Raw genomic sequence first — 11,970 nt, 5'->3', positions numbered from 1 at the left:
GAGCGCGCGCGGCTTTTTTCCTGCATTGAATTGTCCGGGGGCTGGTCAAGCCAGGGAATATGGCACTACCCTCAAGGCCTGTCCCGCCAGAAACGGCCACCATGCCTGCCTTGATTGAAGCCTTCCTCGACCCCGCCTCGTCGACCTACAGCTACGTGATCTACGAAGCCTGTGGCGGTGCCTGCGCGATCGTCGACCCGGTGCTCGACTATCAGCCCGCCTCCGGAAAAACCTCGACGGTCCAGGCCCAGCGGATCATCCGTTTCGTGCGCGACCACCAACTGCAGGTGCAGTGGCTGCTGGAAACCCACGCCCACGCCGATCACCTGTCCGCCGCGCCCTACCTGCGCCGCGAACTGGGCGGCAAGATCGCCATCGGCCGGGCTATCAGTCAGGTACAGACGGTGTTCAAGGCACTGTTCAACCTGGAACCGGGATTTGCGGTCGACGGTTCGCAGTTCGATCATCTGTTTGCGCCAGACGAGGTGTTTGCCATCGGCAACCTGTCGGCCAGGGCCCTGCATGTGCCTGGGCACACCCCGGCAGACATGGCCTACCTGATCGACGAACAACTGATCCTGGTGGGCGATACCCTGTTCCTGCCAGACGTCGGCACGGCCCGCTGCGACTTCCCCGGCGGCAACGCCGCACAAATGTTCGCCTCGATCCAGCGCCTGCTGGCCCACCCTCCCGCCACCCGCCTCTACGTCTGCCACGACTACCCACCGCCCGGCCGCACGCCGCAGTGCCAAACCACCGTCGGTGAGCAGCGCGCACACAACATCCACGTGCGCGACGGCATCGACGCCGCCACATTCATCGCCATGCGCACCAAACGCGATGCCGGACTGGACATGCCGACCCTGTTGTTGCCGGCAATCCAGGTCAACGTCCGAGCAGGCCACCTGCCGCCGCCGGAGGACAATGGCGTGGTGTACCTGAAAATTCCGATCAACCAACTCTGAACCGGTGGATGGCCAGCTGCTACAGGGCATTGGGGTGTTGCCCAGCGCCATGGTGTGGCGCAGGCAGCCATCGCGAGCAAGCCATGCTCCTTCGGGGAGGCGATCCGCGCCCCGTCAAACCCCCAGCGTCAACCCATTCGCCGGCAACGGCAGCGCCGTCTTGTACCGCACCTGTTTGAGGGCAAAACTGGAGCGGATGTTGGCCACCCCCGGCACCTTGGTCAGAAAATCCATCATGAAGCGCTCCAGCGACTGAATGGTCGGCACCAGCACCCGAATCAGATAGTCCGGATCCCCGGCCATCAAATAACACTCCATCACCTCCGGACGATCGGCAATCGCCTCTTCGAAATGCTGCAGTGCCTCCTCCACCTGCTTCTCCAGGCTGACGTGGATGAACACATTGACATGCAACCCCAGCAGATCCGCATCCAGCAGCGTCACCTGCTCGCGAATCAGCCCCAGTTCCTCCATGGCCTTGACCCGATTGAAACAGGGCGTGGGCGACAGGTTCACCGAGCGGGCAAGGTCGGCATTGGTGATGCGCGCGTTCTCCTGAAGGCTGTTGAGAATGCCGATATCGGTACGGTCCAGTTTGCGCATGAGACAAAACCACCTGTTTTTTATGTTTATGCAGATTTTTTATCCTCAAATGATCTCAAGCGCAACGAAACAGAGAGAAATATTCTTCTGCTCCGGGCCTATGATTGTTGTAGGACAAGATTTCTTCGACCCGAAGGATGAACGTCAGCTCACTACAAGAAATTCACAAGATCGAGCGTAGAAGCCATGAAAGAAGCGTATGAACCGCTGCGCCTGCACGTGCCTGAACCATCGGGCCGTCCTGGATGCAAAACCGACTTCTCCTACCTGCATCTGACCGATGCGGGCACTGTGCGCAAACCCCCAATCGACGTAGAACCGGCCGACACCGCCGACCTGGCCCGTGGCCTGATTCGCGTGCTCGACGACCAAGGCAATGCCCTGGGTCCGTGGGCTGAAGGCGTGCCGGTGGAGATCCTGCGCAAAGGCATGCGCGCCATGCTCAAGACGCGGATCTATGACAACCGCATGGTGGTCGCCCAGCGTCAGAAAAAAATGTCGTTCTACATGCAGAGCCTCGGCGAAGAAGCCATCGGCAGCGCCCAGGCCCTGGCCCTGAACATCGACGACATGTGCTTCCCCACCTACCGCCAGCAAAGCATCCTGATGGCCCGTGAAGTGCCCTTGGTGGACCTGATCTGCCAACTGCTGTCCAACGAGCGCGATCCGCTCAAGGGCCGGCAACTGCCGATCATGTACTCGGTCAAGGACGCTGGTTTCTTTACCATCTCCGGCAACCTGGCGACCCAATTCATCCAGGGCGTGGGCTGGGGCATGGCCTCGGCGATCAAGGGCGACACCAAAATTGCCTCGGCCTGGATCGGTGACGGCGCGACCGCCGAATCGGACTTCCACACCGCCCTGACCTTCGCCCACGTATACCGCGCACCGGTGATCCTCAACGTGGTCAACAACCAGTGGGCGATCTCCACCTTCCAGGCCATTGCCGGCGGTGAAGCCACGACTTTCGCCGGTCGTGGCGTGGGCTGCGGCATCGCCTCGCTGCGAGTCGACGGCAACGACTTCATCGCGGTCTACGCCGCGTCCGCCTGGGCTGCCGAGCGTGCACGCCGCAACCTGGGGCCGACCATGATCGAGTGGGTCACCTACCGCGCCGGCCCGCACTCGACTTCCGATGATCCGTCCAAGTACCGCCCTGCCGACGACTGGAGCCACTTCCCGCTGGGTGACCCGATCGCCCGCCTCAAGCAGCACATGGTGAAAAACGGCCACTGGTCCGACGAGGAACACGCGGCCCTGAGCGCCGAGCTGGAAGCCGAAGTGATTGCCGCGCAAAAAGAAGCCGAGCAGTACGGCACCCTGGCCGGTGGCCAGATCCCGAGCGCCGCGACCATGTTCGAGGACGTCTACAAAGAGATGCCGGAGCACTTGAAGCGCCAGCGCCAGGAGTTGGGGATCTGACATGAACGATCACAACCATAAAATCGAGTTGGAAACCGCCATGACCACGACCACCATGACCATGATCCAGGCCCTGCGCTCGGCCATGGACGTGATGCTTGAGCGCGACGACAACGTAGTGGTGTTCGGCCAGGACGTCGGCTACTTCGGTGGCGTGTTCCGTTGCACCGAAGGCCTGCAGACCAAATACGGCACCTCGCGGGTGTTCGATGCACCGATCTCGGAAAGCGGGATCGTCGGCGTCGCCGTCGGCATGGGCGCCTATGGCCTGCGTCCGGTGGCTGAGATCCAGTTCGCCGACTACGTCTACCCTGCGTCCGACCAGATCATTTCCGAAGCCGCCCGCCTGCGTTATCGCTCGGCCGGCGAGTTCACCGCCCCGATGACCCTGCGCATGCCGTGCGGCGGTGGCATCTACGGTGGCCAGACCCACAGCCAGAGCATCGAAGCGATGTTCACCCAGGTCTGCGGCCTGCGCACCGTGATGCCGTCCAACCCCTACGACGCCAAGGGCCTGCTGATCGCCTCCATCGAAAACGATGACCCGGTGATCTTCCTCGAGCCTAAACGCCTGTACAACGGCCCGTTCGACGGCCACCACGACCGCCCGGTAACCCCTTGGTCGAAACACCCGGCCGCACAAGTGCCGGACGGTTACTACACAGTGCCGCTGGACGTCGCGGCAATCACCCGTCCGGGCAAGGAAGTGACCATCCTCACCTACGGCACCACCGTCTATGTCTCCCAGGTGGCGGCTGAAGAAAGTGGTATCGATGCCGAAGTCATCGACCTGCGCAGCCTGTGGCCGCTGGACCTGGAAACCATCGTCAACTCGGTGAAAAAGACCGGCCGTTGCGTGGTTGTCCACGAAGCGACCCGCACCTGCGGGTTTGGCGCCGAGCTGGTGGCGCTGGTGCAGGAACATTGCTTCCACTACCTGGAAGCGCCGATCGAACGTGTGACCGGTTGGGACACCCCCTACCCGCACGCGCAAGAGTGGGCGTATTTCCCAGGGCCGTCCCGTGTGGGCGCGGCGTTGAAACGGGTCATGGAGGTCTGAATGGGCACGCACGTTATTAAAATGCCGGACATTGGTGAAGGCATTGCAGAAGTGGAACTGTCGGCATGGCACGTCAAGGTGGGCGACCTGGTGGTCGAAGACCAGGTACTGGCCGATGTGATGACCGACAAGGCGATGGTCGACATTCCTTCGCCGGTGCACGGCAAGGTCATTTCCCTGGGCGGTGTGCCCGGTGAAGTCATGGCCGTGGGCAGCATCCTGATCAGCATCGAAGTCGAAGGCGCGGGCAACTACAAGGAATCCGCACAGCCGGCGGCCGTGGCCGAGGTCAAGGCCGAGCCTGCCAAGGCGGCGCCAGCACCCGCCCCCAAGGTCGAGGCCGTGGCCCCCGGCAAACCTGCAGCCGCCTGCCGTCCAGCGCCCGTGGCGCCCGTTGCACGTACCGCAGACGAACGTCCGCTGGCCTCGCCGGCCGTGCGCAAGCATGCCCTGGACGCCGGTATCCAGTTGCGTCTGGTTCAGGGCACCGGCCCTGCCGGGCGCATTCTTCACGAAGACCTGGACGCCTACCTGGCACAGGGGCCTGGAGCCTCCAGCGCGGCCGGCAATGCCTACCGCGAACGGCATGACGAAGAGCAGATCCCGGTCATCGGCATGCGCCGCAAGATCGCCCAGCGCATGCAGGACGCTACCCAGCGCGCGGCGCACTTCAGTTATGTCGAAGAAATCGACGTCACCGCCGTGGAAGAACTGCGGGCGCACCTCAACGAAAAACACGGCGCGAGCCGCGGCAAGCTGACCTTGCTGCCGTTCCTGGTGCGCGCCCTGGTGGTTGCCTTGCGCGACTTCCCGCAGATCAACGCCCGCTACGATGACGAAGCCCAGGTGATCACCCGCCTTGGCGCCGTACACGTGGGCATCGCCACCCAGGCTGACATCGGCCTGATGGTGCCCGTAGTGCGCCACGCCGAAGCCCGCAGCCTGTGGGACAGCGCCGGGGAAATCGCCCGCCTGGCCACGGCCGCGCGCAATGGCAAGGCCAGCCGCGACGAACTGTCCGGCTCCAGCATCACCCTGACCAGCCTCGGCGCCCTGGGTGGCATTGTCAGCACCCCGGTGCTGAACCTGCCGGAAGTGGCGATCATCGGGGTCAACAAGATCGTCGAGCGGCCGATGGTGATCAAAGGCCAGATCGTGATCCGCAAAATGATGAACCTCTCCAGCTCCTTCGATCACCGGGTGGTCGATGGCATGGACGCAGCACAATTCATCCAGGCCCTGCGTGGTTTGCTCGAACAACCCGCTACGCTGTTTGTGGAGTAAGACATGCAGACTCTGAACACCACGCTGCTGATCATTGGCGGCGGCCCTGGCGGTTATGTAGCGGCCATTCGTGCCGGGCAACTGGGCATCAATACCATCCTGGTCGAAGGCCAGGCACTGGGTGGCACCTGCCTGAACATCGGCTGCATTCCATCCAAGGCGCTGATTCATGTCGCCGAACAGTTTCACCAGACCCGCCAGCACAGCCAGCACTCGGCCCTGGGGATCTCGGTGGCCGCGCCGAGCCTGGACATCGGCAAAAGCGTCGAGTGGAAGGATGGCATCGTCGATCGCCTGACCACTGGCGTCGCGGCGCTGTTGAAAAAGCACAAGGTCCAGGTCATCCATGGCTGGGCCAAGGTGGTCGACGGCAAGACCGTGGACGTCGGTGACACCCGTATCCAGTGCGAGCACCTGCTGCTGGCCACCGGTTCGAACAGTGTCAACCTGCCGATGCTGCCCATTGGTGGGCCGATCATCTCCTCCACCGAAGCCCTGGCCCCCAAAAGCCTGCCAAAACACCTGGTGGTGGTCGGCGGCGGTTACATTGGCCTGGAGCTGGGCATTGCCTACCGCAAGCTCGGCGCCGACGTCAGCGTGGTCGAAGCCCAGGAGCGCATACTGCCCGCCTACGACGCCGAACTGACCCAGCCAGTGCACGAAGAGCTGAAAAAGCTCGGCATAAAGCTTTACTTGAAACACAGCGTGCAAGGCTTTGATTCTGAAGCAAATACGCTACAGGTTTCCGAGCCGGACGGCGGCACCCTACGCCTGGCAACCGATCGGGTCCTGGTGGCCGTCGGGCGCAAACCCAACACCCAGGGCTGGAACCTGGAGGCCCTGAACCTGCAGATGAACGGCGCGGCGATCAAGATCGACAACCGCTGCGCCACCAGCATGCGCAACGTCTGGGCGATCGGCGACTTGAGTGGCGAGCCGATGCTGGCGCACCGAGCCATGGCCCAGGGCGAGATGGTCGCCGAGCTGATCAGCGGCAAAAACCGCGAGTTCAACCCCACCGCCATCGCCGCCGTGTGCTTTACCGACCCGGAACTGGTGGTGGTCGGCAAGACCCCGGACGAAGCCAAGGCCGCGGGCGTGGACTGCATCGTCGCCAGTTTCCCGTTCGCCGCCAACGGCCGGGCGATGACCCTGGAATCGAAAAGCGGCTTCGTGCGGGTCGTGGCTCGCCGGGATAATCACCTGATCCTGGGCTGGCAAGCGGTCGGAGTCGGGGTTTCGGAGTTGTCCGCCGCGTTCGGCCAGAGCCTGGAAATGGGCGCTCGCCTGGAAGACATCGCCGGCACCATCCACGCCCACCCGACACTGGGTGAGGCGGTGCAAGAGGCTGCATTGCGGGCCTTGGGGCATGCGCTGCACCTGTAAACCAAGGGAGATGGGTGGTCATCGGTGATGGCCTCTTCGCGGGCAAGCCCGCTCCCACAAGGGTTAGACGTACTGTGGGAGCGGGCTTGCCCGCGGTTTCTTGAGGCCAACACGATGAATCTGCCTCTCGTCCGATCGTCTGGGCTGCGAAACCGGCCCGGAATGAAGTATTGTTGTGCCCATCCAGAAAAACGTCAGAAGCCTTGAACCGTTCAGGCGATTGTTAAGTGATAGAGGGTGTCATGGGTAACGAAAGCATCAATTGGGACAAGCTGGGTTTTGACTACATCAAGACAGACAAGCGCTTTCTGTCGCACTGGCGTAACGGCGAGTGGGACGCAGGCACCCTGACCGAAGATAACGTGCTGCACATCAGCGAAGGCTCCACCGCCCTGCACTACGGTCAGCAATGCTTCGAAGGCCTGAAGGCCTATCGCTGCAAGGACGGCTCGATCAACCTGTTCCGCCCGGACCAGAACGCCCTGCGCATGCAGCGCAGCTGCGCCCGCCTGCTGATGCCACAGGTAGACACCGAGCAGTTCGTCGAGGCCTGCAAGGCCGTGGTCCGCGCCAACGAGCGCTTCATTCCGCCGTACGGCACCGGCGGCGCGCTGTACCTGCGTCCGTTCGTGATCGGCGTGGGTGACAACATCGGCGTGCGCACCGCCCCCGAGTTCATCTTCTCGATCTTCGCCATCCCGGTCGGTGCCTACTTCAAGGGCGGCCTGACCCCGCACAACTTCCTGATCTCCAGCTTCGACCGTGCCGCCCCGCAAGGCACCGGTGCGGCCAAGGTCGGTGGCAACTACGCCGCCAGCCTGATGCCCGGCTCCCAGGCCAAGAAGGCGCACTTCGCCGACTGCATTTACCTGGACCCGATGACTCACTCGAAAATCGAAGAAGTCGGCTCGGCCAACTTCTTTGGGATCACCCACGACAACAAGTTCGTCACGCCGAAGTCGCCTTCGGTGCTGCCGGGCATCACCCGTCTGTCGTTGATCGAGCTGGCTCAGTCGCGCCTGGGCCTGGAAGTGGTGGAAGGTGACGTGTTCATCGACAAACTGGCGGACTTCAAGGAAGCCGGTGCCTGCGGCACTGCCGCAGTGATCACGCCGATCGGCGGCATCAGCTACAAAGACCACCTGCACGTGTTCCACAGCGAGACCGAAGTCGGCCCGATCACCCAGAAGCTCTACAAAGAGCTGACCGGTGTCCAGACCGGCGACATCGAAGCGCCAGAAGGCTGGATCGTCAAGGTCTGATCCCGCGTTCCAGGCACTGAACAGGCCCAGCCGGCGTTAGCGCGTCGGCTGGGCCTTTTTTGTGGGCGTCGGTCCAGCGCACTGGGCGCGCAACCATGTCAGGAACACCTGCGTCTGCTCCGACACCTGCGGAGCCAGCCCGTAGTAGTAACGCGGCAACGGAATGCGCAACGCGGGCAACGGACAGATCAATTCCCCACTCGCCAGATGGCTGCCCAGCAGTGACGTCGGGCACAAGGCAACACCCTGCCCCTCCACGGCGGCTTCCAGCACCCGATGCATGTGCTCGAACTGGCGTGTCGGTTGATTGGCCGATTGGGTCTGACCGAAGTGCATGGCCCAGTTGTGCCAGTCTTCGCGCCGCGCCTTGGCGATCAACAGCCGATGCGCAGCCAGCGCGTCGAGGTCGTCGAGGCCCAGGCGTTCGATCAGCGAAGGCGCCGCCACTAGCACCAACTCGTCCTCGAACAACGCCTGTGCCTCAATGGCCGGCGCCCAGTCGTCACGTCCGCGGCGAATGACGACGTCGAAGCCATCCCGCGCCTGATCCGGCGCCTGGGTCTGGGTGACCACCTGCAGTTCGATCTGCGGGTGCAAGGCGTTGAACTCAGCGAGCCTGGGGGTTAGCCACAGCAAGGCGAAGGACGGGCGCACGTTAATCTTCACCGCAGGCCGTGAGGCCTGTCGCCTCAGCTCAGCGGCGGCGCTGGCGATCTGCGCCAGGCCAGCGCTGACCTGTTCAAAGAAGTGCTGCCCGGCCGGCGTCAATACCGACTGGCGGATTCGGCGCTCGAACAGCAGCACCCCCAGGTGCTCTTCGAGCAATTTGATGTGCCGGCTGACGGCGCTGTGGCTGACATGGAGTTCCTCGGCCGCCAGGCTGAAGCTCTGGTGACGAGCGGCAGCGGCGAAGGCGCGAACAGCGTTCAAGGGTGGGAGTTGAGTGATCATGTGTCTAATTTAGTCACATATGCGCGGCAATTAAAGCGTTTGTCACGTGCTCCGCGTCCCGCCTACCTTGGCACCCAGCCAACACCTTCTGACGGAGCACGACATGCACACCTATGGACTGTTTTTACTGTTCGCCACCCTGACCATCCTCAGTCCCGGGCCTGGTGTGCTGCTGACCCTGTCCAATGCCCTGCAACACGGCTGGACCGGCGCCCTGCCAGGCATTCTCGGTATCGCCTCGGGGGCCTTCGTGGTGGCGTCAATCAGTGCCACCAGCGTCGGCCTGATTCTCAGTACCTCGGCGCAGGCCTTCAGCGTACTGAAATATGCAGGTGCCGCTTACCTGTTGTACCTGGGGTATAAAAGCTGGCGCTCCGACCGTATCAGTACGCGACTGCACAACACGCCATCGAGTCCCGGCTATCGCTACCTGGAAGCGGCGTCGATCCAGCTCCTCAACCCCAAGGCGGTGTTTTTCTTTCTCGCGGTCTTCCCGCAGTTCATTGACCCTTCGGCGCACTTCTACAGCCAGTTTTTCAAGCTGGTGGCGTCCTACGGCGTGGTGGTGATTGTTGTACACACCAGCTATGCGCTGCTTGCCAATGCCGCTCGAGGTTGGTTGTCGAGCCCCAAAGGCGCCTGGTTGGCAGCGAAGATCTCGGGCGTGACCTTCACTGGGTTCGGCCTGTTGATGGCTTCGGCCAGCCGCTAGGGCCCAGGGCTTGCGAGCGCTCGGCGCGCGGTTTGGCGGGTTTCACCTGACGCGGGCAATCGCTGGGCCGGCAACTCGATGGCGAACCGGCGGCCGAATTCCTTGCGCCCAGTGGCGGTCAATGCCAGCGCCCGGCTGTCCAGATCCTGGGTCAGCCATCTGCGCTGCAGCGCCGTTGCCAACAACGCCGCGCCCAGGGCTCCACCCAGGTGCGGGCGGCGCATGCTCCAGTCCAGGCACGGGCAGGCAAACCGTCGACGCAGTGCGCTCAGCTCACTGACCTCGATGCCCAACTGCTGGAACCCCGCCTCGCCGCTCGCGCTCAATCGATACGACTGCGGCTCAGTCACCAGTAGCCAGCCGGTTTCGAGCAACCGGTCGTGCAGCAACACTGCCAGGGTGCCGGCCATGTGGTCGTAGCAGGTGCGGGCAAATTGCAGGCGATCCGGGGTGCGCGAGGTGAAGGTTGGCGCGGCGTTCTGGCCGATCACCATCAGCGCCTCCAGGGCCTGGGCGACTTGCTGATCGGCAAGACTGTAATACCGATGCCGGCCCTGTACGTGCAGTCGCACCAGCGCCAGTTCCTTGAGCCGGGCCAGGTGGGCACTGGCCGTCGACGTGCTGACTTGGGCAATGCTCGCCAGCTCGGTGCTGGTGCGGGCATGACCATCCATCAACGAACAGAGGATTTTGGTCCGCGCCGGCTCGGCGATCGCCGCCGCCACCTGCGAGACACCGACATCGTGTTGTTCTGCACTCATATTTCGCTCCCGGACGAATCGTCGTCCTGCCGAACCCCGGATAGTAACAAGACTTGTCACTACCCATAAGGCGCGTCCCATGGACCCGATCATCGCTGCGACTCACCCTGATCCCTATCCCTACTACGCCAGTCTGCGCGCCGCCGGCGGGTTTGCCTTCGACCAGAACCTGGGCCTGTGGGTGGCCAGCAGCGCCCGGGCGGTGGCAGCTGTGCTAGCCCATGCCGACTGCCGGGTGCGCCCGGCACACGAACCGGTGCCCACCGCGATTGCCCAGGGCGAGGCCGGCCGAGTGTTCGCCCGCTTGATGCGGATGAACGAGGGCGAACCCCACCGCTGCCCGCGTTCGGCCATGGCGCCGGTGCTGGAGCGGATCGACACCGAGCAGGTCGGCGAGCGGGTGCGTGCGCGGCTGATCACGGCAAACGCCGAAGGCCTGCACCAGGCCATGTTCATGGGGCCGGTGTGGGTCGTCGCCGCATTGCTGGGCTTCGCGCCCTCTGAAGGCAGGACCCTCAGCCAGTTGACCGCAGACTTCGTCGCCTGCCTTTCGCCCCTGAGCACTGCCGCGCAACGGGTCGCGGCCCACCAGGCCGCCGAGCAACTGAAGGGCTATTTCATCGAGCGGCTGAGCGCCCAAGCCCCTCAGAGCCCCCTGCTGGAAAGCCTGCGCCAGGGCCTGACTGATCGCGAAGTCCTGCTGGCGAACCTGATCGGCCTGCTCTCCCAGACCTATGAAGCCAGTGCCGGCCTGATTGGTAACGCTGTACTGGCGCTGATCCGCGAGCCGGGGCTACTGACCGAGCCAGGGCGAGTCGATGCGTTTGTGGCTGAGGTTCAGCGCTTTGACCCGCCAGTGCAAAACACCCGGCGTTTTGTCAGCGCCCCCTGCGAGATCGAGGGCGTGCGCCTGGCCCCCGGCGATACCGTGCTGCTGTTGCTGGCCTCGGCCAACCGCGACCCGCAACTTAACCCACACCCCGAGCGCTTTGTGCTGGAGCGCCCGGCCCGGCGCAGCTTGAGTTTCGGTGCCGGACGCCACCACTGCCCCGGCCAGGCACTGGCCATGAGCATCGCCAGTGCCACGCTGAGTGAGTTGCTGACGCACAGGGAGCACTTCGCCCGATTGACCTGGCACTACCGCCCTTCGCTGAACGGGCGGATTCCACTGTTCAGCGAAAAATGAGCGACCGTCAGTCGTCCCGCGTCAACACTTCCAGCAGTTCGATCTCGAACACCAGGTTGGAGTTGGGCGGGATGCTGCCCACGCTGCGTTCGCCGTAGGCCAGGTGCGCGGGCACCCGCAGTTGGCGTTTGCCACCGACCTGCATGCCGATGATGCCCTGGTCCCAGCCCTTGATCACGCGCCCGGTGCCGATCACGCACTGGAAGGGCTTGCCGCGGCTCCAGGAGGAATCAAACTCGGTGCCGTCTTCCAGGCAGCCGCGGTACTGGGTGGTGATCAACGCACCTTTGACTGCCGCTTTGCCGTTGCCCACCAGCAGGTCGGTGACCTGTAATTCATCGTTCATTGCTGCTCTCGTCTGTTCACGGGCCCGACTGG

Annotated in this window: 12 protein-coding genes; 8 read left to right on the top strand and 4 right to left on the bottom strand. The window is 63.5% G+C overall.

The features are described 5' to 3' along the window. The first annotated feature begins 101 nt into the window (after positions 1 to 101). Positions 102 to 965, top strand: coding sequence for an MBL fold metallo-hydrolase (locus H7995_RS02340; protein WP_182340481.1), 864 nt, complete (start codon positions 102 to 104; stop codon positions 963 to 965). Positions 966 to 1,079: 114 nt separating this feature from the next. Here H7995_RS02340 and bkdR read toward each other — a convergent pair whose 3' ends face one another. Next, positions 1,080 to 1,568: a Bkd operon transcriptional regulator BkdR gene (gene bkdR / locus H7995_RS02335; protein ID WP_166592183.1), complete on the bottom strand. Its 489-nt coding sequence runs from the start codon at positions 1,566 to 1,568 to the stop codon at positions 1,080 to 1,082. Positions 1,569 to 1,754: 186 nt separating this feature from the next. On the opposite strand from bkdR, the gene H7995_RS02330 reads away from it, so the two are divergent. From H7995_RS02330 to H7995_RS02310, 5 genes are all read left to right on the top strand, one after another. After that, on the top strand, positions 1,755 to 2,990 hold the full coding sequence (locus H7995_RS02330) for a 3-methyl-2-oxobutanoate dehydrogenase (2-methylpropanoyl-transferring) subunit alpha (RefSeq protein ID WP_166592184.1): 1,236 nt from the start codon (positions 1,755 to 1,757) through the stop codon (positions 2,988 to 2,990). Between the two features lies 1 nt (position 2,991). Next, positions 2,992 to 4,050 carry an alpha-ketoacid dehydrogenase subunit beta gene (locus tag H7995_RS02325; RefSeq protein ID WP_166592185.1) on the top strand — a complete coding sequence of 353 codons (1,059 nt, stop codon included), beginning with the start codon at positions 2,992 to 2,994 and terminating at the stop codon, positions 4,048 to 4,050. After that, entirely contained in the window at positions 4,051 to 5,334 is a 1,284-nt protein-coding gene (locus tag H7995_RS02320) for a dihydrolipoamide acetyltransferase family protein (protein ID WP_182340483.1), read from the top strand. A 3-nt stretch (positions 5,335 to 5,337) separates the two neighbouring features. Then, a complete protein-coding gene (gene lpdA / locus H7995_RS02315) occupies positions 5,338 to 6,720 on the top strand; it encodes a dihydrolipoyl dehydrogenase (RefSeq protein WP_185817915.1) in 1,383 nt (460 codons plus the stop codon). 242 nt (positions 6,721 to 6,962) lie between these two features. Continuing rightward, complete coding sequence (locus H7995_RS02310; protein ID WP_166592188.1) at positions 6,963 to 7,982, top strand: branched-chain amino acid aminotransferase; 1,020 nt, start codon at positions 6,963 to 6,965, stop codon at positions 7,980 to 7,982. Positions 7,983 to 8,018: 36 nt separating this feature from the next. Here H7995_RS02310 and H7995_RS02305 read toward each other — a convergent pair whose 3' ends face one another. Beyond that, positions 8,019 to 8,933: a LysR substrate-binding domain-containing protein gene (locus H7995_RS02305; RefSeq protein WP_185817914.1), complete on the bottom strand. Its 915-nt coding sequence runs from the start codon at positions 8,931 to 8,933 to the stop codon at positions 8,019 to 8,021. Positions 8,934 to 9,036: 103 nt separating this feature from the next. Between H7995_RS02305 and H7995_RS02300 the strand changes: the two genes are divergently transcribed. Next, on the top strand, positions 9,037 to 9,645 hold the full coding sequence (locus tag H7995_RS02300; RefSeq protein ID WP_166592190.1) for a LysE family translocator: 609 nt from the start codon (positions 9,037 to 9,039) through the stop codon (positions 9,643 to 9,645). Here H7995_RS02300 and H7995_RS02295 read toward each other — a convergent pair. Further along, positions 9,642 to 10,406: an ArsR/SmtB family transcription factor gene (locus H7995_RS02295; protein WP_182340489.1), complete on the bottom strand. Its 765-nt coding sequence runs from the start codon at positions 10,404 to 10,406 to the stop codon at positions 9,642 to 9,644. The genes H7995_RS02300 and H7995_RS02295 overlap by 4 nt on opposite strands. 79 nt (positions 10,407 to 10,485) lie before the next feature. Between H7995_RS02295 and H7995_RS02290 the strand changes: the two genes are divergently transcribed. Further along, complete coding sequence (locus H7995_RS02290; RefSeq protein WP_185817913.1) at positions 10,486 to 11,592, top strand: cytochrome P450; 1,107 nt, start codon at positions 10,486 to 10,488, stop codon at positions 11,590 to 11,592. Between the two features lie 7 nt (positions 11,593 to 11,599). Here the strand turns inward: H7995_RS02290 and H7995_RS02285 are convergent, their stop codons facing one another. Next, on the bottom strand, positions 11,600 to 11,938 hold the full coding sequence (locus H7995_RS02285; RefSeq protein WP_185817912.1) for an FKBP-type peptidyl-prolyl cis-trans isomerase: 339 nt from the start codon (positions 11,936 to 11,938) through the stop codon (positions 11,600 to 11,602). Positions 11,939 to 11,970: the final 32 nt, after the last annotated feature.

The organism is Pseudomonas kielensis, assembly GCF_014236655.1.
In the GTDB taxonomy this organism is placed as follows: Bacteria; Pseudomonadota; Gammaproteobacteria; order Pseudomonadales; family Pseudomonadaceae; genus Aquipseudomonas; species Aquipseudomonas kielensis.
This window is presented reverse-complemented; position numbering and strand designations above follow the sequence as displayed.

Excerpts from the sequence above, each read along its gene's own strand:
- H7995_RS02340 (WP_182340481.1), top strand. The coding sequence starts at position 102 with ATGCCTGCCTTGATTGAAGCCTTCCTCGACCCCGCCTCGTCGACCTAC.
- bkdR (WP_166592183.1), bottom strand. The coding sequence starts at position 1,568 with ATGCGCAAACTGGACCGTACCGATATCGGCATTCTCAACAGCCTTCAG.
- H7995_RS02330 (WP_166592184.1), top strand. The coding sequence starts at position 1,755 with ATGAAAGAAGCGTATGAACCGCTGCGCCTGCACGTGCCTGAACCATCG.
- H7995_RS02325 (WP_166592185.1), top strand. The coding sequence starts at position 2,992 with ATGAACGATCACAACCATAAAATCGAGTTGGAAACCGCCATGACCACG.
- H7995_RS02320 (WP_182340483.1), top strand. The coding sequence starts at position 4,051 with ATGGGCACGCACGTTATTAAAATGCCGGACATTGGTGAAGGCATTGCA.
- lpdA (WP_185817915.1), top strand. The coding sequence starts at position 5,338 with ATGCAGACTCTGAACACCACGCTGCTGATCATTGGCGGCGGCCCTGGC.
- H7995_RS02310 (WP_166592188.1), top strand. The coding sequence starts at position 6,963 with ATGGGTAACGAAAGCATCAATTGGGACAAGCTGGGTTTTGACTACATC.
- H7995_RS02305 (WP_185817914.1), bottom strand. The coding sequence starts at position 8,933 with ATGATCACTCAACTCCCACCCTTGAACGCTGTTCGCGCCTTCGCCGCT.
- H7995_RS02300 (WP_166592190.1), top strand. The coding sequence starts at position 9,037 with ATGCACACCTATGGACTGTTTTTACTGTTCGCCACCCTGACCATCCTC.
- H7995_RS02295 (WP_182340489.1), bottom strand. The coding sequence starts at position 10,406 with ATGAGTGCAGAACAACACGATGTCGGTGTCTCGCAGGTGGCGGCGGCG.
- H7995_RS02290 (WP_185817913.1), top strand. The coding sequence starts at position 10,486 with ATGGACCCGATCATCGCTGCGACTCACCCTGATCCCTATCCCTACTAC.
- H7995_RS02285 (WP_185817912.1), bottom strand. The coding sequence starts at position 11,938 with ATGAACGATGAATTACAGGTCACCGACCTGCTGGTGGGCAACGGCAAA.